The organism is Heyndrickxia oleronia (genome assembly GCF_017809215.1).
Classification (GTDB): Bacteria; Bacillota; Bacilli; order Bacillales; family Bacillaceae_C; genus Heyndrickxia; species Heyndrickxia oleronia.
Map to the genome: position 1 here is coordinate 1,585,496 of NZ_CP065424.1, position 21,692 is coordinate 1,607,187.

At 33.4% G+C, this 21,692-nt stretch carries 20 protein-coding genes, 1 pseudogene and 1 other annotated feature; of the genes and pseudogenes, 12 read left to right on the forward strand and 9 right to left on the reverse strand.

The genetic code is table 11. The features are described from left to right. Nucleotides 1–74 precede the first annotated feature (74 nt). From I5818_RS07950 to I5818_RS07960, 3 genes are read right to left on the reverse strand one after another with little or no spacing between them, the layout of a single operon-like run. Complete coding sequence (locus I5818_RS07950) at nucleotides 75–1,238, reverse strand: acetoin utilization protein AcuC (RefSeq protein ID WP_071976939.1); 1,164 nt, start codon at nucleotides 1,236–1,238, stop codon at nucleotides 75–77. Beyond that, nucleotides 1,235–1,885, reverse strand: coding sequence for an acetoin utilization AcuB family protein (locus I5818_RS07955; RefSeq protein WP_058005583.1), 651 nt, complete (start codon nucleotides 1,883–1,885; stop codon nucleotides 1,235–1,237). Before I5818_RS07955 ends, I5818_RS07950 begins: the two co-directional genes overlap by 4 nt. 29 nt (nucleotides 1,886–1,914) lie before the next feature. After that, the gene (locus tag I5818_RS07960; RefSeq protein ID WP_058005582.1) at nucleotides 1,915–2,547 is read right to left on the reverse strand and encodes a GNAT family N-acetyltransferase; all 633 of its coding nucleotides are present in this window, start codon (nucleotides 2,545–2,547) and stop codon (nucleotides 1,915–1,917) included. Nucleotides 2,548–2,814: 267 nt separating this feature from the next. Here I5818_RS07960 and acsA point away from each other — a divergent pair, with 267 nt between their 5' ends. Next, nucleotides 2,815–4,533 (forward strand): acetate--CoA ligase, encoded by a 1,719-nt coding sequence (gene acsA / locus I5818_RS07965; RefSeq protein ID WP_078110485.1) that lies wholly within the window; start codon nucleotides 2,815–2,817, stop codon nucleotides 4,531–4,533. Nucleotides 4,534–4,764: 231 nt separating this feature from the next. Here acsA and I5818_RS07970 read toward each other — a convergent pair whose 3' ends face one another. After that, on the reverse strand, nucleotides 4,765–7,596 hold the full coding sequence (locus I5818_RS07970; protein ID WP_065107319.1) for a transglycosylase domain-containing protein: 2,832 nt from the start codon (nucleotides 7,594–7,596) through the stop codon (nucleotides 4,765–4,767). Between the two features lie 138 nt (nucleotides 7,597–7,734). Further along, nucleotides 7,735–7,956: a binding site (T-box leader), on the forward strand. 114 nt (nucleotides 7,957–8,070) lie between these two features. Here I5818_RS07970 and tyrS point away from each other — a divergent pair. Further along, nucleotides 8,071–9,330 (forward strand): tyrosine--tRNA ligase, encoded by a 1,260-nt coding sequence (tyrS, locus tag I5818_RS07975; RefSeq protein ID WP_071976942.1) that lies wholly within the window; start codon nucleotides 8,071–8,073, stop codon nucleotides 9,328–9,330. A gap of 118 nt (nucleotides 9,331–9,448) precedes the next feature. On the opposite strand, the gene I5818_RS07980 is transcribed toward tyrS, so the two are convergent. After that, entirely contained in the window at nucleotides 9,449–9,868 is a 420-nt protein-coding gene (locus I5818_RS07980) for an ImmA/IrrE family metallo-endopeptidase (RefSeq protein ID WP_058005579.1), read from the reverse strand. A gap of 8 nt (nucleotides 9,869–9,876) precedes the next feature. Beyond that, complete coding sequence (locus I5818_RS07985; protein WP_058005578.1) at nucleotides 9,877–10,317, reverse strand: helix-turn-helix domain-containing protein; 441 nt, start codon at nucleotides 10,315–10,317, stop codon at nucleotides 9,877–9,879. A 109-nt stretch (nucleotides 10,318–10,426) separates the two neighbouring features. Between I5818_RS07985 and I5818_RS07990 the strand changes: the two genes are divergently transcribed. The 9 genes from I5818_RS07990 to I5818_RS08030 all read left to right on the forward strand — a co-directional run bounded on the left by I5818_RS07990 (nucleotide 10,427) and on the right by I5818_RS08030 (nucleotide 17,553). After that, nucleotides 10,427–10,639, forward strand: a complete 213-nt coding sequence (locus I5818_RS07990; protein ID WP_071976944.1) for a helix-turn-helix transcriptional regulator — start codon at nucleotides 10,427–10,429, stop codon at nucleotides 10,637–10,639. A gap of 625 nt (nucleotides 10,640–11,264) precedes the next feature. Further along, nucleotides 11,265–12,056: a conserved phage C-terminal domain-containing protein gene (locus I5818_RS07995; protein ID WP_071976945.1), complete on the forward strand. Its 792-nt coding sequence runs from the start codon at nucleotides 11,265–11,267 to the stop codon at nucleotides 12,054–12,056. Beyond that, the gene (locus tag I5818_RS08000) at nucleotides 12,040–12,840 is read left to right on the forward strand and encodes a DnaA ATPase domain-containing protein (RefSeq protein ID WP_058006953.1); all 801 of its coding nucleotides are present in this window, start codon (nucleotides 12,040–12,042) and stop codon (nucleotides 12,838–12,840) included. The genes I5818_RS07995 and I5818_RS08000 overlap by 17 nt, the downstream gene beginning before the upstream one ends. Before the next feature lie 181 nt (nucleotides 12,841–13,021). Then, a complete protein-coding gene (locus tag I5818_RS08005; protein WP_235849540.1) occupies nucleotides 13,022–13,225 on the forward strand; it encodes an XtrA/YqaO family protein in 204 nt (67 codons plus the stop codon). Between the two features lie 372 nt (nucleotides 13,226–13,597). Further along, nucleotides 13,598–13,786 (forward strand): hypothetical protein, encoded by a 189-nt coding sequence (locus tag I5818_RS08010; RefSeq protein ID WP_071976946.1) that lies wholly within the window; start codon nucleotides 13,598–13,600, stop codon nucleotides 13,784–13,786. 18 nt (nucleotides 13,787–13,804) lie between these two features. Beyond that, the gene (locus I5818_RS08015) at nucleotides 13,805–14,272 is read left to right on the forward strand and encodes an ArpU family phage packaging/lysis transcriptional regulator (RefSeq protein WP_058006919.1); all 468 of its coding nucleotides are present in this window, start codon (nucleotides 13,805–13,807) and stop codon (nucleotides 14,270–14,272) included. A gap of 552 nt (nucleotides 14,273–14,824) precedes the next feature. Then, on the forward strand, nucleotides 14,825–15,961 hold the full coding sequence (locus I5818_RS08020) for a phosphodiester glycosidase family protein (RefSeq protein WP_071976948.1): 1,137 nt from the start codon (nucleotides 14,825–14,827) through the stop codon (nucleotides 15,959–15,961). Nucleotides 15,962–16,325: 364 nt separating this feature from the next. Further along, a complete protein-coding gene (locus tag I5818_RS08025; protein WP_058006917.1) occupies nucleotides 16,326–16,547 on the forward strand; it encodes a BhlA/UviB family holin-like peptide in 222 nt (73 codons plus the stop codon). A gap of 316 nt (nucleotides 16,548–16,863) precedes the next feature. Next, on the forward strand, nucleotides 16,864–17,553 hold the full coding sequence (locus tag I5818_RS08030) for an N-acetylmuramoyl-L-alanine amidase (protein ID WP_058006916.1): 690 nt from the start codon (nucleotides 16,864–16,866) through the stop codon (nucleotides 17,551–17,553). Nucleotides 17,554–17,727: 174 nt separating this feature from the next. Here the strand turns inward: I5818_RS08030 and I5818_RS08035 are convergent, their stop codons facing one another. From I5818_RS08035 to I5818_RS08045, 3 genes are all read right to left on the reverse strand, one after another. Next, entirely contained in the window at nucleotides 17,728–19,023 is a 1,296-nt protein-coding gene (locus tag I5818_RS08035) for a VTT domain-containing protein (RefSeq protein WP_078109359.1), read from the reverse strand. An 877-nt stretch (nucleotides 19,024–19,900) separates the two neighbouring features. Then, nucleotides 19,901–20,209, reverse strand: coding sequence for a hypothetical protein (locus tag I5818_RS08040; protein WP_071976952.1), 309 nt, complete (start codon nucleotides 20,207–20,209; stop codon nucleotides 19,901–19,903). A gap of 320 nt (nucleotides 20,210–20,529) precedes the next feature. Continuing rightward, the gene (locus I5818_RS08045; protein WP_071976953.1) at nucleotides 20,530–21,009 is read right to left on the reverse strand and encodes an NUDIX domain-containing protein; all 480 of its coding nucleotides are present in this window, start codon (nucleotides 21,007–21,009) and stop codon (nucleotides 20,530–20,532) included. Nucleotides 21,010–21,454: 445 nt separating this feature from the next. Here I5818_RS08045 and I5818_RS26370 point away from each other — a divergent pair. Further along, nucleotides 21,455–21,580: pseudogene (locus I5818_RS26370) on the forward strand (YolD-like family protein); the annotation flags it as partial. Nucleotides 21,581–21,692 lie beyond the last annotated feature (112 nt).

Here is a 21,692-nt window from a genome sequence, read left to right on the forward strand (position 1 = left end):
GTTTTAAAGAGAGAAGGGCTGTCTACAATTGTGTTCATACACTAATGAGACAACCCTTTTTTTTATAGTCATTATTAACGAGACGTTTGCTGTCTAATAAAATGTAGTAATCGTTCCACAGTTTGTTTGTTTTTTTCAGTAATTTCTGGTTTTCTTGGTATAGGTTTGTACATATTTTCGGGATCTTCCCATGCGGTTGCTAATGGTATTGGTGCTTTTGCTTTCCACTTATTGACCCATGAAGTTGGAAGTTCACCTTTTACATCTGGATAATTGTTCATTTCTAGCCAAATAAGTGACCATGCTCTAGGAACAACTCTCCAAATATCATATCCACCTCCACCAACAGCAATCCATCTTCCATCACAATATTGATGAGCAAGTTGGTGTGCAAGCTTTGGAATTTTCTTATATATATTAATAGAAGCAGATAAATGGGTAAGTGGGTCATAGTAGTGTGAGTCTGCACCATTTTGAGTAAGAATAACATCGGGTTTAAAATAGGCAGCAACTTCCCTCAAAGCTGTTTCGTAACAGTAGAGCCAAGATTCATCTTCAGTAAAGGCATCCACTGGTATATTGAATGAATATCCATAACCCTTACCACTGCCCCATTCGTTGACATTACCTGTCCCGGGAAATAAATATCTTCCGGTTTCATGAATTGAGAATGTACAGACTGATTCATCATCGTAAAATGACCATTGAACTCCGTCCCCATGATGGGCATCAGTATCAATATATAGGACTCTAGCATTATACTTTTCTTGTAAATATTTGATAGCTACTGAACTATCATTGTAAACACAAAATCCGGAAGCTTTCCCCCTGAATCCATGATGTAATCCTCCACCTAGATGTACAGCATGTCGGCTTTGTCCTGTCATTACTTGATCCACAGCCGTCAATGTACCACCAACAAGTAGGGCACTTGCTTCATGCATTCCAGAAAAAATGGGTGTGTCCTCTGTACCTAATCCATAATTTTCTGCAGTTTCTTCTGATAAACGTCCATTTCCCGCACTTTTCACCGCTTCTATGTAGGATGAATCATGTATTAAGCAAAGCTCTTCATCAGTTGCCATTCTAGGAGGTATGATATCTTCATTTGTTATAGCATTGAGTTCTTTTAATAAATCTAATGTTAATGTCAATCGGAATTGATTAAATGGATGGTCCTTTGAAAAACGATAAGAAAGAAGTTCATCTGAGTAAATAAAAACCGCGTCTTTTGTCATAATGACATTCCAGGCATATTTGGCCATAATACTTGGTAGCCATTTTTTTTAAGATGCTCAATTACAATGATTGGGTTCATTGTTTGAATTCGAAAAACTAGTATTTTATGGTTTGGATCTTTCTTATCGGGATATACGAGCACGCTATGAACATTAACATGATATTGATTGAATATGCCTGTGACTTCGTGTAAAACTCCAGTACGGTTCCGCACTTTAATTTCAATTTGTGAGCCAGGTTGATTGGCTCCAGTTAATTCAACCATGGTTCGGAGGATGTCAGTACCAGTGATAATACCAACTACCTTTTTATTTACGACAATAGGTAAACAACCAATTCGATGTTCATATAAGATACCAGCCACTTCTTCGACAAAGTCTAAAGGATGACCGGTAATTACGTTTGGATTCATTATTTGCTCAAGAGGGATTGTCAATTCTTTTTCCAACCGCTTCTTTTCGAATAGGGGGGATGGAGTTGCATCCTTAATATCACGTTCTGTCACCAAACCTAATAAATGCTGTTCGCTGTCAACGATAGGAATATGACGGATTTTTTTTTCCCTCATAATCAATAAAGCAGAGTGAATCGTATCTTCAGGCTGTAATGTAATAACATCTGTTTTCATTATTTCCTCAATGATCATGCCATTCAACTCCTTGTTTAAGTCATTGACTAATACATAAATCGATTCATGAACCGTAATTGATCAAATTTTTGAACCGATTCATAATCTACTCTTTTTCCGATTCTGACCATTAAACAGTTGGCAGGATGAGAGCTAATTTCAGGGTCATCCGTTGCAAACCATTCTAGCCCGCCTGCTCCCATCATTTTTTCCATCACCTTTCGATACTCCCAGACATTTAGTCCGGTTCCTTTTAAATCCCAGTGCCAATAATATTCAGTCGTAATGGTAATATAATCTTCCATTGCATCATCCATCATTGACACCCTTAACAAGCTTTTTCCAACAGAGCAACCTCTAAATTCTGGTATTACCTCAATTGCCCCTAGTTCTATTAAATTTTCCATTTTTCCTTGCGACCATCTCTCGAGTGGATCGGGGTATAGATATGTTACATAGCCAACAATGGTATTAAATTGTCTAGCAATGATAATTCTACCTTCTGGTAAATTAGCGATTTCAATTAGAGCTTTATGCTGTTGATTGGGAGGACGAAAAGCAACTAAATCTTGATGAAATTCATAACCAGCTAATTGTTCTGAAGAAATTGGACCTTCTATAATTAGACTGCCTTTTGTAGTCTTTAATTCCATCGCATTATATGTTTTTTTATGTTCCATAGTAACACCTCCTATTTTAGCATTTTTATTTAATATACTAAATTTTCATAACAGGATTTCGTACTTATTATACATGATAAGATGAGTATCTTAAGAGTAAACTTATGAATGTTTTTAAAATTTTTTAAAAGGTATAGAAATGATGCCATTCATTTAAATTTTAATTTTTTTCGAAAATACTCTTCTTTAATAAATTTAAATTTTTTGTGAAATATTTTATTTTATACTATAATAATAGTGTGAATTTTTTAAAAAGGGGGATTTGTAATGAAATTAGTAACGCTGCCATCTGTAAAAGGTGATTATAATCTTAAAAGCTATGAAGATATGTATACTAGTTTTGACTGGAAGGACGTAGAACGAGAGTTCTCATGGTCCGAAACAGGTAAAGTGAATATGGCGTATGAAGCGATAGATCGTCATGCAAATACCTTTCGCAAAAATAAAGTAGCCCTATATTATCGGGATGAAACTAGAAATGAAAAATACACTTTTAAAGAAATGAAAGATCTTTCTAATAAAGCAGGAAATGTTTTTAAAGCATATGGAAATGTTGAAAAAGGGGATCGGGTCTTTATTTTTATGCCTAGATCTCCAGAGTTATATATAGCCACCCTTGGAGCGATTAAATTAGGTGCCATCGTTGGTCCACTTTTCGAAGCATTTATGGAGGGTGCGGTAAAAGACCGCTTAGAGGACAGTGAAGCTAAGGTTTTAGTAACAACACCTGAATTGTTAAAACGTGTACCTGTAGATCAATTACCTGCTCTTAAAACAATATTTATTGTCGGTTCAGATATTGAAGAAGATGATAAATATCTTGATTTTTTAAAGTATGTTAAAACTGCATCAAAAGATTTAGAAATTGAATGGGTGGATCGTACTGATGGCTTAATTCTACACTATACATCTGGTTCAACTGGAAAGCCAAAGGGTGTGCTCCATGTTCATAATGCGATGATTCAACAGTATCAAACGGCAAAATGGGTACTAGATTTACAAGAAGAGGATATTTATTGGTGTACAGCTGATCCTGGCTGGGTTACCGGTACTTCCTATGGAATCTTCGGTCCATGGTTAACAGGAACTTCAAATGTTATTGTTGGCGGACGTTTTAAGCCAGAGGATTGGTATAAAACAATTGAAGACTTTAGCGTAACTGTATGGTACAGTGCGCCAACCGCATTTCGTATGTTAATGGGAGCTGGGGATGAAATTATTAAGAAATTTGATTTAAGTTGCCTTAGACATGTTTTAAGTGTGGGTGAGCCGTTAAATCCTGAAGTAATCCGTTGGGGGATGAAGGTATTTAATAAACGTATCCACGATACATGGTGGATGACAGAAACAGGTGCACATTTAATTTGTAATTATCCTTGTATGGAAATTAAACCTGGATCGATGGGTAAACCAATTCCGGGTGTGGAAGCAGCGATTATTGATGATCAAGGAAATGAACTGCCTCCGAATAGAATGGGGAATTTAGCAATCAAAAAAGGTTGGCCATCAATGATGCACACAATTTGGAATAACCAAGCAAAATATGATTCATATTTTTTCCCGTCAGGATGGTATGTTTCAGGGGATTCAGCCTATATGGATGAAGATGGATATTTCTGGTTCCAAGGAAGAGTGGACGATGTAATTATGACCTCTGGGGAACGTGTGGGCCCATTTGAGGTAGAGAGCAAATTATTAGAACATCCAGCGGTCGCTGAGGCAGGAGTTATTGGGAAACCAGATCCAGTTCGTGGGGAAATTATTAAAGCATTTGTTGCTTTATTAGAGGGATATGAAGAATCAGATGAACTAAAAGGGGAAATTCGTCAATTTGTGAAAACAGGTTTAGCAGCTCATGCAGCTCCTAGGGAAATTGAATTTCGAGATAAACTTCCGAAAACAAGAAGTGGAAAAATCATGCGTAGAGTCCTTAAAGCATGGGAGTTAGATCTTCCTACTGGGGATTTATCTACGATGGAGGACTAAATAAAGGAAATTTTCAGCAGATGGTTATTCGTTAGTACTTACTTAAAAAGCAACTTTCATTGAGCAAAGAGCCTAAATGTAATAAGGTTTGGCTTAGCAGTAGGTAAGAGCAAGGCTCTTAATTAGAACTGACAAGATGACTTTACTTTGTAATCAATATTAAATATTATTGCTTTGAAGTAAACAAAAAGCCCGCATCGATGATGCGGGCTTTTTAAAGTCATTGAATGATTACGGATTTGGTATTGTATCTTCATCTCCTGGATTTTCTTCATTATTAGTATTCTCGTCATTTTCATCAGGCGTCTCATTTTCAGGTGGTTTTTCTTGTTTAATCGTACCAATTGTGACTTTATTGGAAGGACCTGATTGTTTTCCAGCAATGTCAACTGCTACAACATAATATTCACCATTTCCCAATGATATGGATAAATTGGACCCAGCGTGAACGGAGCCCACCTGCTGACCGCCGCTTGTAAAGACACGATATCCAATTACATCTGGACTTCCCGAAGCACTCCAAACTAATTTATTACCAGAGACATTGGCATTTACCGATGATGGTGCTTTACCATCATCACTCATTTTATTTTCTGGTGCCATAATTTTTTCCCATAAAGGGTGACCCTCTGGGATTATTTGATTTGCATCGATCTTACCACCTTGAGATAGTTTCTTGATAAAATCAGGATTTAGCATTAGCCCAGATTGAGAAAACTCTGCAGGTGTAGAATCAAGTGCCATATATTTCTTTCCATTTATTACTACATATTTACCTTGAATTAGACTATTGTCTACTTCGGTTGGAACATATTTTGCGTTAAATAAGTCAGTACGAACTAATCCAGCACTGGAACACCCCTGAGATGGAAGCATACCTGAAATTGCACAGAAGGATCGTTGGACAATTCCACTAGGCATCTTAAATCGTTCCTTTGTAGCAATTAAATTTGGATCTGCATCATAGGCAGAATTTATCAACCGACTCCATATTTGATAGTTTCTATGATCATATCCTCGTACTTGGCTACTTGGTGTATCATATCCTATCCAAGTACCAAATGTAATATTGGGATTCGAAGCAACAAGCCATGCATCATTATAGTCATTACTTGTTCCTGTTTTGCCTGCCCAGTCAGTTGAAAAGTTCAACATTCCAGGTACGGAGGCAGCAGTACCATATTTAAAAACATCTCTCATCATATCCAGCATTAAATATGAAGTTTGGCTACTGAATACGTCAACAGGCTCTACTTTATGTTTATAGATAATCTTCCCGTCTTGGTCAGTGATTTTATCGATCATATAGGCATCAATAAATTTACCATTATTCGCGAAGGTCGTATAAGCATTAACGTTTTCTTCAACTGTTACTCCCTTTGTTAAACCTCCTAATGCCACACTCAATACTTCATAATCAACATCTGTTAAATCGGAGAATCCCATTTTAGCAAGATATTGAGCTGGTCTTTTATTAATGATACGTTGATAAACTTTTATCGCAGTTACATTATGTGATTTAGCCAAAGCTTCTCGAGTGGTTACAAGGCCATAATATTTTCCTGTAACATAGTTGCTTGGCCATGCTCTTCCTTCAACTCTAATTCCAGTATCAGAATCTGCAATTACCGTTCCAGGTGCGGTAACGCCCATCTCCATTGCAGGTGCATAAACGAGTAAAGGCTTCATCGTTGATCCATTTGGTCGTCTTCCTTGGGTAGCATGATTTAGTTGCTCTTGTTTGAAGTCTCTACCCCCAACAAAACTAAGTATTTTCCCTGTTTTGTTTTCTATCATAATGCCCCCAATTTGAACGGGTTCGACATAGGATTCTTCTTCACCTGTTTCTTTATTAATTCTAGTCACAGTTTTATCAGGACCGTAGTTTTTGAACTCATCTTTAGTCTTCTGCATATTATCATAGATCTTTTTATTAATGGTTGTATGAATGTTATACCCATTTTGTCTAATATTACGATCTGCTAGAGTGATATATTTTTCGTACAACTTAGCATTTTTATTTAGATCTTTTTCTTTATAACCATCTTTTTCAGCAAGCATAATAGCTATAATGTTTTTTGCCCGTTGTTCAATTTCGTTTGTTAGCCATGGATATTTATCAAGTGGATTTTTTTGAGGCTTTATAAAATCTTTAACAATATCATAATTGATCGTTTCTTTGTATTGTTTATCTGTAATATATCCATTTTCATTCATTCGGTGTAGAACCAGTTTCATCCGATTTAAACCAGGTTCTAAGCCTTCCTTACTTTTTAGCTTGCCATCATTGGTAAAAGGTGTGTACATAAAAGGGCTTTGTGGTAAACCTGCAATAAAGGCTGATTGTGCTAAATTTAAATCCTTTGCTGAGACACCGAATAATCCTTTAGCAGCTGATTCAACCCCACCAATATTTTGACCAGATGAATTTCTACCAAATGTAGAAACATTCATATACGCTTCTAAAATCTCATCCTTCTTAAAGAATTGTTCAAGTCGAAGAGCTAAGAGAACTTCTTTTGCCTTTCGATCAAAAGAGACTTCATTTGTAAGTATTTGGTTTTTGATTATTTGCTGTGTTAATGTACTACCTCCAGTTTGCGTTGAGGAATTGGTTACTTCTTGAAATACTGCACGTAGTAGGGCTTTTGGCACGATACCATTATGTTCATAGAAATATTTATCTTCCGTTGCGATTAAGGCGTCTTTGAGGTATTTTGACACATTTTCAATTTTTACTTCTTCACGTTCTAAATCAGATCGTACTTTTCCTAAATAAACATTATCTGCAAAGTAAAGATTGGAGGTTTCTTCATAATTATAAATATCTTTTTTCATTTGGGCGTAAGAACGAGTAGGTTCATCTTTCACTAGTGAGGCGAAATACCCTGCACCGATCCCTCCAGCAAATGCTCCACCTATAATACAAACAATAAATAATATTAATAATAGGTTCCAGATAACTCCATAGGTTATTCTTGAATTTTTTTGAAGTCTTTCATTTTGAAAAAAAGAGAAAAACTTTTGGAGACTTTTTACCCATTTGTTTGATGTTTCTTTCATTATATACCCCCTTAAAATCACCTACATTATAGCATAATTTAATATGGAAAATGTTAAAATCGATCGAAATCTGAAATTAATTGACATTCATTTTTATTTATGTTTAAAATAGATTAAGTTTTCATATGCAACTAAATAGAATAAGCATTGAGAGGAAAAAGTAGTCTTTCTATCCCTGTTATTGTAGAGAGTCGATGGTTGGTGAGAATCGATACAAATAGCTTAGATGAATTACTTCCTGGAGCTTTTACTGTGAAAAATGTAAGTAGCAGTAAACGGATTAAACCGTTATAGAACAAGAGTGGAGAAATTATATTTTTCTCAAGTTGGGTGGTACCACGGTAAATAATCGTCCCTTCGCATGATTGCGAAGGGACGTTTTTATTTCTCTACAAATTTCTAATTGAATTGGTTTTTCAGAAAATCGTTCACTAATTGAAAACTATATTTTTTTTACATGAAGGAGTTGGTAGCATGAATTTATTAGAGGAATTACAATGGAGAGGTATTATTTATCAGCAAACAGATGAGGATGGAATCAGTGAAGTATTAGATAAGGAAAAAATTTCCCTGTATTGTGGGATTGATCCAACTGCTGATAGTATGCATATTGGTCATTTACTTCCATTTCTAACGTTAAGAAGATTTCAAAGAGAAGGGCATCGTCCCATCGTTTTAGTTGGTGGAGCTACTGGCCTCATTGGAGACCCAAGTGGTAAGAAGGAAGAACGTAAGCTTCAAACATTAGAAACCGTTGAATATAATGTGAAAAGTATTAAGCAACAACTGGAACAAATCTTTGATTTTGAAGGCGAAAATGGCGCAATTATGACAAATAACTATGATTGGGCAGGATCAATGGATTTAGTCACATTTTTACGTGACTACGGGAAATACATTGGTGTTAATTATATGTTAGCAAAAGATACAATTGCATCTCGCCTTGAAACAGGTATTTCATTTACTGAGTTTACTTATACGATTTTACAAGCTATTGATTTCTACCATCTACACAAAAATCATAACTGTAGAATGCAAATTGGTGGAAGTGACCAATGGGGAAATATTACGACTGGTTTAGAGTTGATTCGTAAAATGAATCCTGAAGGGGAAAAAGCCTTTGGCTTAACGATTCCTTTAGTGACAAAAGCAGATGGAACGAAATTTGGCAAAACGGAAAGTGGAGCAATATGGTTAGATCCAGAAAAGACATCACCATATGAATTCTATCAATTTTGGATTAATACAGCAGATGCAGATGTTGTGAAGTATCTTAAATACTTTACATTCTTATCTCGTGATGAAATCGAGAAGCTTGAGAAAGCTGTTGAAGAAGAGCCACATTTACGTCATGCACAAAAAGCATTAGCAGAAGAAATGACTCGTTTAATACATGGCGAAGATTCGTTAAAGCAAGCTATAAAAATTACAGATGCTCTTTTCAGTGGGGAAGTAAAAAATTTGACAGCTGAAGAAATAAAACAAGGCTTTAAAGATGTTCCATCATTTAATTTCAGTAATAGCGAAGAAATAGGGTTAGTTGACTTATTAGTGGAAGCTAAAATTTCACCTTCTAAACGACAAGCTCGTGAAGATATTCAGAATGGAGCAGTCTATATTAATGGCGATAGAAATACAGATGTACAGTATGTGCTAGGTGAACAGGATCGTATTGAAGAGCAATTTACGATTATACGTAGAGGGAAGAAAAAGTATTACCTTATCCGTTATTAATGATAATAGATAGAAATCATCTGCACCATAATTGTTAGAATCAATAACACTAACAATAGTGGTGCAGTTTTTTCTGGTTATATCCTTTAACAATGTTTCCATTGAAGGTAAAAAAATTTTAGTAGTTTAATTTCGTTAAGTTTTTTGGAATTTTATATTGTTCTAATGCTTCATATAAAGTGATATTTTCTACTTCCAACATACTGTCTGGAAATAATAATTCTATTGCAAATATATTTGCTTCTTTTTCCTTCTTATCAGCAGAGTAAAAGGTACTCTTTTTTAAGAAAGGAGTATTTACCTCTGGATGCAAAATTACATGTCCTAATTCATGACCACAAATGAACTTTTTTCCATATTCACTCGCCTTTTCATTAATATGAATAATAGGAACCCTGAAATTTTTACTAAAATATCCTAGTGTATTTCCTAAATTTTCATAAGTTATAATTATTCCCATCATTTTTGCAATCTTAAATGGACAGTTTGTCCCATATTTATCTATAAGTTCATTGGCTTTCCCCTTTATTGATAACATCTAAACACCTACTTACGATATTTTTTAGGAGTGAACTTTTGTTTTGCAATCCTTTTAGCTAATCTTAAAGAATTCTCTAATGAAGCAATCAATAATTCACGATCCTCATCATCCATATCGTCGAGAGTTTGACCATCAAATGCAGCATAACTCCCTTTGTTGTTTAAACCATCAATCATTTTCTGAAGTTCTTTTTTTATATCTCTTTCATCTTTTTCTGTAAGTTCTGGGTTAAAAGTTTCATCTTTCTTTTCAGATCTACCAAGTAAGTAATCTGTGGTCGTATCTAAGATACTTGCAATTTGATTTAAGACTTCTGCACTTGGCTTAGTTCTTCCACGTTCGATATGACCTAAATTTGATCGTCCCATACCTAACTTTTTAGCTACATCTTCTTGAGTTAACCCCTTTTCTAATCTACGCTCTTTTATCCTTTTACCTAAAGACATAAATGTTCCCCCTGAAAAAAATATAAAAATAGTCTTAAAAATAATTGACGGTACTATAAGTACCATTTATAATCAAGGTACATCAAATGTTAAGTGAGGTGAAAAACTGTTGACTGCTCAAAAAAGACAAGCACTTATTGAATCAAGGCAAGCTCTTAGATTAACCCGTACTGAACTTGCAACGTTAGTAGGTGTAAGTTTCGAGCATATAAAAAGTCTTGAATATGGAAGAGTCAATCCTAGTATTCCCTTAATGTATAAATTATGTAAGGAATTGAATTCCACACCAGAAGAACTATTTAAAGACATCGTCTGTATTTGAGGGTATTTTTTGTACCTATTATTGAGTATAGGTAGTAATAATGGTACTGTCAATACCTATTTTGGCTCTTTTATTTTTTTATTGATAATGGTACTTAGAGTACCGATGGTGTTTAGGAGGTGAACATTCTTGTCCTTTAATCAAATTAATATTGAATTAAACCAAAAAAGAAACCCGCATGCAATTATTTTTAGAAAATGACTTTTTCTTTTTTACATGATTCTCGAATGAAGGAAAACATATTGGTTTTACAGTCAAGGTCTTGAAGGATGAAATAATGAATGGTAATGACTAGGGCGTGGACAGACGAATTTAAGAAGAGGAGTTAATTCAAATGAATCCTATTCTTTTTAGTACCTATAGTAATTCTTATAGGCATTCTGATTAGAGCATTTTTTTCTATAAAAATTAAATCTAATCTATTTTAAATACTTCTCAATTAACTAAATCATATGATACAGAACAAAAGGTTATTTACAGAAATTATCAAAGGAATGCTGAAAGGTATTGGTTATATAAAGATGGTTATCGAGAAAGAAATAACAGTAAGTACTGCAAATAAGAAAATAATGTAATTACAACTACCTTATCATTATGTTATTTCCAAACAATAAGAGGTGAGGATATGGCAAGGTTTCGAATGGTTCATACTGAATTTTGGGATGATCCTAAAGTGGTTGAAGAAATGACACCAGAGGACAAGTATTTCTTTTTATATCTTCTTACAAATTCTAATACTACTCAAATAGGAATCTACCAAATTACAAAAAAACAAATGGCATTTGATATGGGTTACTCACTTGAAAGTGTAAATGTCTTGTTAGAGAGATTTATTAATCATCATAAAATAGTTCGTTTTAGTACTGAATCACGAGAAATAGCACTTAAAAATTGGGGAAGATATAACTTCAATAAAGGTGGAAAGCCAATTATAGATTGCGTTAAGTCAGAGCTAAAAGCTGTTAAAGATACATCATTAATTAAGTATGTTGCTGAACGAATCGAAAAAAATGAAATCAAAAGTTTATACGAGGCGTATTACGAATCGTCAACGTCAGGTGGACAAGAAAAAGAATTAGAAAAAGAAGAAAAAGAAGAAAAAGAATTTATTCCTTATGTGGAAGTCGTTTCATATCTAAATTTAAAAACGAATTCTTCGTATCGGTTTACATCTAAGAAAACACAAAATTTAATTAAAGCACGATGGAATGAAGGATTTAAACTAGAGGATTTTAAAAATGTCATTGATAAGAAATCAGTAGAATGGCTGAATGATGATAAAATGAATAAATTTCTAAGACCAGAGACATTGTTTGGAACCAAGTTTGAATCCTATCTAAATCAAAAAGGCGGTGGATCCAATAGAAAAACTAACGAAACCGCACAGTTTGCAGAAGAGTATGATCTTCCATTCTGAATACTGCCAAGAACATACATACAGAAAGAATGGGAAAGAGATTGTAAATCCTATTCAAAAAATGGTCATCGGGGGACACGTTGTTTGCCCTCGATGCGAATTAGAAAAAGAGCATCAAGCTTTAACAAATGAGGTACAAGCTTACTATGATGGTTTTCAGAGTCAGAAAATATATAACATATTTTTAAATAAAAGCATTATAACTGATCAAACCATTTTAAATGCTTCATTTGAAAATTATGAAACAAGTATTCAAGAAGAGCGGCAAAATAAAAGCACGTGCATCGAAATTGCAGAGAGATTAAAAAGTGGACAAGTATTTAATCCATTTTTGCAAGGTATACAAGGAACGGGGAAAAGTCATTTAGCCTATTCCATTCTTAAAAGAATCAATGATGCCAAGTTAAATAAATCATGTTTATTTATAAATGTTGAGGACATGATGAGGAAGATTAAAGATTCCTTTAGCAATCGTCAAAGTAAATATACAGAACGGTACTTTGTTGATTTACTCTCGTCCGTAGACTTCCTAGCACTAGATGATGTTGGAGCTGAAACAGGAGCCATTGATACGGATAAAACAGCTTCAGACTTTGTGCAACGGATTTTATATGCTATTACTTCTACAAGACAAGATAAAGCGACTATTCTAACAACTAATTTATCAAGCGAAGTCCTTTTCAAATTGTATGACAAGAAATTAGTATCGAGGCTTTTGAAAAACCCAAAGTATGTGTTATTTAAAGAAACTAAAGATAAGAGATTAGCAAGTATTCCATTTTAAGAGAATGGCGGATCAAATTTATTCAACAATCTTTGTGATCCTAGATGTGTAGCGATCTTCAGTCGATAGTTATTATATAAACTTTACTTAAATAGCAACAATGTTTAAGAAAAGAACCTTGTTAAACAGAGACAAAATCATCCCGTCAGCTAACTTAATAATCCCATTAGGAGGGGTATTGGTGAGAGCAAAAGAACTAGAAATTAATATAGAGGATATGTCAATAAAAAAGGAACTTGAACTTGGGAAAGTTTTAGTTGTCATTTTAGATGGAAATCAAAGAAAAGCAAAGTGGGTAGAAGCCGTTGAACACGGCTTTACAATTATAGAGACAGCTAAGGGGAAAGCTACTAAAATTAAGTTTGAAGAGGGTGAACTTTTTTAAAAATTGATAGGGTTTTAATTATGTTTCCTTCACAAAAATTGAGATAGATAATGTGTAGCGATCCTCAGTTAATAATTATTAGTTATAGCTTTACTTAAATAGCAACAATGTTAGAGAAAAGACTTTTTAAAAAAGGTAATAGCGTCCCAATTAATTGTATTGCACCAGTAATCTTAGAGATATCATTCATTATATTCAAGGGTGATTTCTTTCTTAACAGAAGAAAATACTAAATTGATTGTACCTTTCATTCATGATAAAGATTATGAGGAAATAGAAGAGTCCAAGACCGAAAGCGTGAGGACACGAAACGACAACTTTTTATGCTGCCGTATCGTGTCCTTTTTTATTTGTTTAAAAGGGGATGAAAAAATGAATAAATCATTTAAAGAACAACTAAATCAATGGGAAAAACAACATAAGGTTTTGATTAGAAAAGAGCATGAGACGAACAGAAGGCGGAAATTAGACAGTTTATCTGATGATGAGATAAAAGATCTTATGGGAGTGAATCGAGATACTTATAGACGTGGTAGAGGTGGAGCAATCCGTAGAAAGTAGAAGGTCGAGGGTGATAAAATGAAACAGTTAGATTTTCAATTAGATCAAATTAATCGCGTAGAAACAAAGAAAAATGTAGAAAAAGCATTAGAAAAATACCGTATTATGCTTCTTACTCAAGAATTAGATCGTTTACCGAGAGTAACTCAAGATTTCTCAATTGTACCGCCTGCAAAAACAAATAAATTTTATTCTTCAACAGAAGATGCTGCTGTTGCCAATGCTGATTATGAAAGGGAAAGAAGTGAATACATTAGACGCATTAGTATGGCTGTGAATCGCCTTGGGTATAAAGAAAGAGCCATTTTAATAGATCGATATATGACCGAAGATGATGTTTATGATTATGAGGTTTACAACAACATGAATTTAAGCGAAAGAACTTACCACAGAATTAAATCAAGAGCTATTTATAAATTGGCATTTGCCTTACGATTAGAAGTTTATAAAAGAGATATTTCTTATCATAGGCATGAACAAACCTAATTTATCTACTTTCTGTTACAGGTACACCTATTTGAGATAAAGTCAAAAAATATATAATAATATATCGTCATGCGAATGAAGTAAGATCAGAGTTAATGCGAACAATATATTCTTACATTAATATTCATTGCTTTTTGAAATGAATTTAAAAATATATAATGGCAGAACTATGGCAGGAAAACGACAGAACAAAAGGGGATTTATGTGATAAATTTATATCATAGACAATTTATCAAGGAGCCAGCAATCGTTGGTTCCTTTTCTTTTTACTCCATTTCAGGTTACATTGTTTATAATCCCTAAGAAATGACAAGAGTAAAATATTAAAAGAATTTTGGGCAATGGGAAAATAATACTCATTAAAGAAATGAAGCAAGATCGTTGGTTTTTAAAAGCTGTTGTTCTAAAGGAAAAGGGAATATAAAAAGGGAAAGCATCCAAAGTATTGGGTGTTTTTTTTATGCCTAAAGGGGGTGATGTTATGAAATAAATTAAAAAATAGATTACTAGATAATACGGATAATATTAATCACAACAAGGAGAGAGATAATTATGGAAACCTATACTACTGAACTACAACAAGAGGATGGAAACACAATACTTAATAACTCTGCATTTGTACAAGACATTAAAGTTGTAAAAGACAGAGATAAAGAGTCTGGGACAGACTATTGGATAACAACGGTGAAAAATAAGGATTCAGATGGAAACTTAATTAAATTAAAAAGAGGTTTTGCACCTGCAACTACTGAAGATAATAAGGCTATTTCTGTGAGGAAATTTGCTAATGATAATAGAGTTACTTTTGCTGTGAATGCTTCAATTTTCAATACGACAACTAAGGAAATTACTGGTACTCATATCTTTAATTCACAGATTCTTAATGAGAATAAAACACTTCAAAGATATACTTTAGGAATTAAAGCCGATAATACTCTAACATATTTTAATCCTGGTACTTCCGCTCAAGAAATGCTAAATAGTGGTTGTGTGAATGCATTGACAGCTTTCACTCCGTTAATTACTAATGGAGTTGCTGTACCACAGAGTATACTTGATACGAACGCAAATGGTTCTGTAAGAAATCCTAGACAAGTCATTGGACAAATGGCCAATAAAGACCTGGTGTTTTTTACTTGTGAAGGGAGAAAACCAGACCAAGCAGGAATGTTTGATAAGGATGTCATTCGTATTCTTTTAGCGAAAAATGTACAGTTTGCCTATATGCTTGATGGTGGTGGTTCTACAGAAACTGTTATTCGAGGACATTTATTAAATACACCTATCGACGATAAAGGTTTTACTGAAAGACCTGTTCCGGATTTCTTATATTTTTCTAAGGAAATGCAAATCCCTAGAGATATAGATCTTGCGAATATTCATGAAGATATCGGTGAAGTGAAAAAGAAACTTGATGATACAACTAATTCTGTAGGTATGTTTTCTCGAACAGTAAAAGTTGTTAAAGACCTAAATTCCCTAGAAGATTCAGGAATATATTGGTGTGATAGAAATGCTGCTGGCGTACCAAATGCTAATAATAGTTGGGCAGTATTGCACATTCGTCATAGTGACGCAAATGCAATGCAACTGGGTATTCCATATAACCAGAATACAAACTCTGGGGGATTACAAATGCGAAGAACTAATGCAGCAACTAAGGAATGGTATTCTTGGCGTCCAATGTAATATATTAGTGAAGAAAAGATAATGTAATTGCACGGTGGCGGAATAGGTAGACGCTTGGCAAGGGGGATAAGAAACTAACGCTATATGTATATATTATGGTGTTCTCCCTTTAAACCTAGTTTCATGTAAGGTGCAAATCCTTACCCGTGTTTTAGTCATATAGAAATTTAAAGCATCCAAAATATTGGGTGCTTTTTTATATGGAGGCGGGTCATGTATTGGCGCTACTTAAACTTTGTTATTTGGAATGGTAATTAGTGCATCTCTCACTAAATGTGAATCATACCAGGCTAAGACATACACCAAGACCTCAGCAACGCTTTGAATCGATCAAGGCTTTTTTTTATATAGGTGGTGATAACATATGGATGCAAGTTTAGCACAATATTTCCTAACACAAGGACCCTTTGCGGTCCTATTTGTTTGGCTTTTTTATTCTTCAAGAAAGGAAAGCCAAGAAAGAGAAAAACAATTATATCAAACGATTGATGATCAGAATGAAATCATTAAAAGGTTTAGTACAAAGTACGACATCATTATAACAAAATTAGATGACATGGAGGAGCGATTACCATTCAAAGAGTAATCGTCTTTTTTTATTGCTTGAAAGGAGGTGAGATCAATGGATAAAGGTAATGTCATATTGGCTATTTTAGTGAATTAGTTTCTAGAGGGATTCGGACTTTATGAAATACCAGAAACAGAGGAAGAACAAACAGTATTATTATCAGGTGGATTTACTGCTTCAATTGTTTGGTTCAAAAACTTACGGCAAAAGGAAAGAAACAAAGAGAAGTTTTAAAAGTTAGAGGGTTACTAAGTAATCAATCAATTTTTTTGTCAGATAGCCTGTACCAAATAGTAAGGAAAATCATTTTATATATTAAAGGAGTAGATGCTAAATGTTTAAATTATTTTTAGATCCAGGTCATGGTGGTAGTGATCCAGGTGCAGTAGGTAATGGGATTCAAGAAAAGGATATTACTTTAAAGATTGCTACAAAAATAAGGGATTTTCTCTTAAATGAGTACAGCGATGTATCTATTCTTATGTCTAGAACAGGGGATACGTATCCAACATTAAGTGACCGTACAAATGCAGCTAATTCATGGGGAGCTAACTATTTCTTGTCCATTCATATTAATGCTGGGGGTGGAACTGGATTTGAAAGCTTTGTTTATCCTGGAGTAGGTACTCCGACAACTACTTATCAATCTACTATTCATAATGAAGTAATGAAACTTAATCAATTATCGGATAGAGGGAAAAAACAAAGTAACCTTCATGTACTACGTGAATCTAATATGCCTGCTCTTTTAACTGAAAATGGATTTATTGATAATGCTAATGACGCGGCAAAAATGAAAAGTGATTCTTGGATAACAGATGTAGCTCGTGGTCATGTGAATGGCTTAGCTAAGGCTTTTAATTTACAAAAGAAGAGTGGGGCAGTTTATCACACTGTTATTGCGGGTGATACAGTATATTCACTAAGTAGACAGTATGGAAGCACTATTCAGCAGATACGTGATTGGAATGGTCTTGATGCGAATTATACAATTTATGTAGGACAAGTATTGAGAGTTAAATAATAAATTAATTGAACAAAAAAATGAGCTCTTCTCAATAGAGAGGGGCTTTTTCTTATTTAACTAACGCCCCTTCCAGTTTAAGTACATTTTTTCGCAAACTTAATAACAAAGTTAAATTATTAGATTGAACAACGGATTATATATCAATATAAAATAAGAATTTGTATTTTCACATCATTTATCTTTAGTTAAATCGCTTTTTATTAGAGATATTAGACGGAACATCTCCATTGTAAATACCATACCAGTTACCCAAACTGCGCTAAAAACATAACCTGCTAATAAATCACTTGGTTTGAGATGATGAACATAAATTCCACTAATAAAATACGCGGCTAAAATAAAGATAAACACAAAAAACATTGCACCTATATAAAAATAATTTCTGCTATGGCGCATCATCATAATAAAGAAAAAAGCAAAGGTCATCAGAAAAAGCGCTGCTTCACTATTTGGAAAATCAGGACTGATATTATTTTTACTAAGCATGTAATGAAATATCCATCGAATTCCTTTTGAAAAAAGAACCCCCCCAATTAATGTTGAAACAAAAAAGGTCAACTCAAGCCATTTATTTTTTCTATTAATAAAGATTACAACTATTGTTAATAGTGCAATTGCACCCAAGACCTTCCAAGATGAAAGGGAAAATAAAGAATACATTATCCAATGCCAATGAATATTAAATATTGTAAAAATAAGGGTATTTACTATGATGTTTAAATGGCCAAATTCATTACTGATAAGATCTTGAATTAGTCCAACCATTAATGTAAAAAAGGTGATAAATAAAATGAAGATGACCAAAATTAAAAACTTTATTTTTAAAAAACTTTTAAACCTTCTAAAAGCAGCCTGATGTAGTAGAACTATCGATTCTTTAATATAATTTCTATTTGTTCTAAATATAAAATAGATAAGTGCAAAAAAACCGATTACGATACTGAACAATACTACCCATTTTTTTATTTCCCCTTGATATTGATCCCATTGAGGCCCGAAAACATTCCCCAGAGCTATGAATGTCCCTACCCAAAGAAAAACTCCAATATAGGAGAAGATACAAAATGAAACAAATGGTAGCTTAATCACACCAGTAATAATACTGGCAATATGTCTGACTCCAGGAATAAAATAAGAAATAATTAGCAAAACTTTTCCATACTTCCCATACCACTTGGACATTCTTTCCATTTTTTCTGGGCCCATGTGAAAATAGTGACCAAATTTCCTGAAAAACGGAACTCCAAGTTTATATCCTATCCAATAAGATATAGTAGCTCCCACCACGCCACCAACCCCTGCAAAGAGAATGGAAAGAATGATATTCATTTTCCCTTGATAGCAAAGAACACCTACATAACTCATTAATGCTTCATTAGGAATAGGGACGATTATAAGTTCCAACAAAAGTGATAAGAACAAAACAATATATCCATATTGATTTAATAACTGGATAATCTCATTCATCAATTTACATCTCCAATTTAAACAATAAAAATGCTAAAGTATCCACAATGTTCAATAAAATAACCTTATGCTACTCCACATATCATCCACCTGGAAAGATTATTTAATTTATCATTGTAAAATATAAAATAAACTATTGATAACAAAGCTTATTATTAGTAATGCCCAATGAAATGATTTCTTTGGGATCAATAAAGATTAATAAACTTTTAACTTTTTGTATTATCCAAGAAATGATTGAAAAAATAAAAATTACAACACTGATAAAACCGATTAACAGTGGGGAATTCATTTTAAAAATGAAAGTGGTAACATGACCAGAGTTTTTAAAGATTTCAAAAAGAATTGATGATGTCTCATTAACAAATATACCTATAAATAAAACAGAGAATGATAGGTATAAAATTCCGTTGGTCGGATTATTTTTTTATTATCCTTTTCTTAATATCAATAAAATATCCCTTAACAATTACCCTCTTTAATATAAGTTCCAATGCTCTCACTCCTATTGAATGAAAACTTTTTAGAAAAAAAAACGGACGCTGGCTTTAAGGGTTTTCAGCGTCTTTTACATGTTTTTATAAATTATTCTTATTAATCAATATCGCTTGAAAGGAAAGAATATATAAAGAATAGAGGGGAAATTATGAAGCTAACCTACCCCGTTTGGGAAACAAAAAAAATCTCCGTAGCGACTTAATCTTCTTTAACTCTTGCCCACGTAGTTTAATTAAAGTTAGTTAGTTAGTAATTGATAAACCTATGCTAAAATAAAAAAAGCTTTGCCAGTAATTCAAGCGAAAGCACCCTTTAACGTACATTTTTTTAACCTGTATTGTAAAAGGATGAAGTTAAAAACTCCATCCATGGTAAAAAGTTAAAAACTTTCATCGAATTCTCTACGTCTACGTCTCTCTTCAACATCAACATCAATATCAATATCAAGGTCTTGATCCTGGTCGTTTTCTTGTTCTTGTTCAGCTCTAACGTTCGAATTACTTCTGCTGTTTAAACGAACATCTACTCTTGAATTACCTGAGTTCGTTACTGTTGCACGAGCTATATTGGTATTTCTATCAAAGTTGCGTACATTTGACTCAGCCTCTGATTCGGATTCATTTCTTAAACGATTGTCAATATCTGTGTCAACATCAACATTTGTATTGTTATTTCGCCTTCTTTCCATTTTAAAATTCCTCCTTATTAATTTTTTCAAAATTATTATATTCGCTATGTATAATGTGGCCTGGTCATATGTACTAGCACTACTACCCATTTTTAGTAAGACAAATACTCTATAACCCTATACCGTATTATTCTTGTGTTAAGTTGAAAAGATGTTTATAAGCCCAATGTTACTCCAATAAACAAACAGTTCCAATAAGCCGATTATGTTTCAGATTTATATGTACTAACTATAAAGAATTTATTGCAATACATACAATAAGACCAACATGGGCGCTCAGTCATAAAATGAAATTTGTAATTCAACATATGTATTTTTTATCAATCGGCTTCGTATTTAATGTTGTGTTCTTGAATTAAATCAATATTTCGTTTGTGAAAGGTATAGTTCTTTAATTGGCTTTGTATATTTGCATAAAGTTCTATTTTCTCTAATTCTGCTAGTGGTATCCATTTAACACCAGTCTGATTAGGGTCGGGAATTTCAGGTAGTTTAGGGAAGGAACCTTTTTTGATAACACAATCAAACATCATTACTAATGTATGAGTTTTACCAAATTTATTGTTATTAAGGTGCGGTACATATTCATAAGCGAAAGCTAATGGACCTACTTCTACGTTAACACTCGCCTCTTCCTTAGCTTCCCTTTTTACTGCTTCTATAATTGATTCTTTTGGTTCCACCCCACCAGCAGGGAAATCATAAACAAGTCCTCTAATCGGGTCATTATATTCTGTTAATAAAACTAAATCATCTTTAATAATTATTGCCCCAGCTCGTATCCTTATATGGTTTGACAAAATACCCACATCCTATCGTTGTGATAAATTTTTATAAAGTATTGCTGAAAATAATATTTGAGTTTCACTATTCCCTTTATTATAGAAATTTGACCTCTTTTTTACATTAACTTTTATTTGATTGTAAACTATTTAAACAATATTCTCTTGAAACCTATAAACTTATTTTCTTTAGTTGATGTATATGAAAAGTTAACATCTAATGGTCTTTGAGTCATATTGGCACTGAAATAATCTTTCTTTTCGATTAAATGCATATCTCTTTCGTCTACTCCTATTTACTTGGTATCTATAAAAATTTATACCATTACTCCCAAATAATTTCTATTTATTTTCCAGTAAAAAACATTGAATAAAGAACAGTTGTTCGCATATAATAAGAACAATAGTTCGTATTATATAGAGGTAATAAATAATGGGGTAAAAATTCCTAAAAAAAACTAAACCTCAAAGACCTACTCGCGATGAATTTGAATTAGAGGAATTAGGGAGTATGCTTGCTGAAGCATTTCAAGACAAAACTTTAGTTAACCTTACAGTGTGGGAGAAAGGAGAAGTTCAACAAACGTAAGGCACCATCACTTCAACAAAATTAATACATGTGGAAAGTAAAATGGAAACAATAAAGATTCCTTTTATGGATATATTGCAGATATCAACTGCCCATCATTAGAAAATAGGAG

Excerpts from the sequence above, each read along its gene's own strand:
- I5818_RS07950 (WP_071976939.1), bottom strand. The coding sequence starts at position 1,238 with ATGACAAAAGACGCGGTTTTTATTTACTCAGATGAACTTCTTTCTTAT.
- I5818_RS07955 (WP_058005583.1), bottom strand. The coding sequence starts at position 1,885 with ATGATCATTGAGGAAATAATGAAAACAGATGTTATTACATTACAGCCT.
- I5818_RS07960 (WP_058005582.1), bottom strand. The coding sequence starts at position 2,547 with ATGGAACATAAAAAAACATATAATGCGATGGAATTAAAGACTACAAAA.
- acsA (WP_078110485.1), top strand. The coding sequence starts at position 2,815 with ATGAAATTAGTAACGCTGCCATCTGTAAAAGGTGATTATAATCTTAAA.
- I5818_RS07970 (WP_065107319.1), bottom strand. The coding sequence starts at position 7,596 with ATGAAAGAAACATCAAACAAATGGGTAAAAAGTCTCCAAAAGTTTTTC.
- tyrS (WP_071976942.1), top strand. The coding sequence starts at position 8,071 with ATGAATTTATTAGAGGAATTACAATGGAGAGGTATTATTTATCAGCAA.
- I5818_RS07980 (WP_058005579.1), bottom strand. The coding sequence starts at position 9,868 with ATGTTATCAATAAAGGGGAAAGCCAATGAACTTATAGATAAATATGGG.
- I5818_RS07985 (WP_058005578.1), bottom strand. The coding sequence starts at position 10,317 with ATGTCTTTAGGTAAAAGGATAAAAGAGCGTAGATTAGAAAAGGGGTTA.
- I5818_RS07995 (WP_071976945.1), top strand. The coding sequence starts at position 11,265 with ATGGCAAGGTTTCGAATGGTTCATACTGAATTTTGGGATGATCCTAAA.
- I5818_RS08000 (WP_058006953.1), top strand. The coding sequence starts at position 12,040 with ATGATCTTCCATTCTGAATACTGCCAAGAACATACATACAGAAAGAAT.
- I5818_RS08010 (WP_071976946.1), top strand. The coding sequence starts at position 13,598 with ATGAATAAATCATTTAAAGAACAACTAAATCAATGGGAAAAACAACAT.
- I5818_RS08015 (WP_058006919.1), top strand. The coding sequence starts at position 13,805 with ATGAAACAGTTAGATTTTCAATTAGATCAAATTAATCGCGTAGAAACA.
- I5818_RS08020 (WP_071976948.1), top strand. The coding sequence starts at position 14,825 with ATGGAAACCTATACTACTGAACTACAACAAGAGGATGGAAACACAATA.
- I5818_RS08025 (WP_058006917.1), top strand. The coding sequence starts at position 16,326 with ATGGATGCAAGTTTAGCACAATATTTCCTAACACAAGGACCCTTTGCG.
- I5818_RS08030 (WP_058006916.1), top strand. The coding sequence starts at position 16,864 with ATGTTTAAATTATTTTTAGATCCAGGTCATGGTGGTAGTGATCCAGGT.
- I5818_RS08035 (WP_078109359.1), bottom strand. The coding sequence starts at position 19,023 with ATGAATGAGATTATCCAGTTATTAAATCAATATGGATATATTGTTTTG.
- I5818_RS08040 (WP_071976952.1), bottom strand. The coding sequence starts at position 20,209 with ATGGAAAGAAGGCGAAATAACAATACAAATGTTGATGTTGACACAGAT.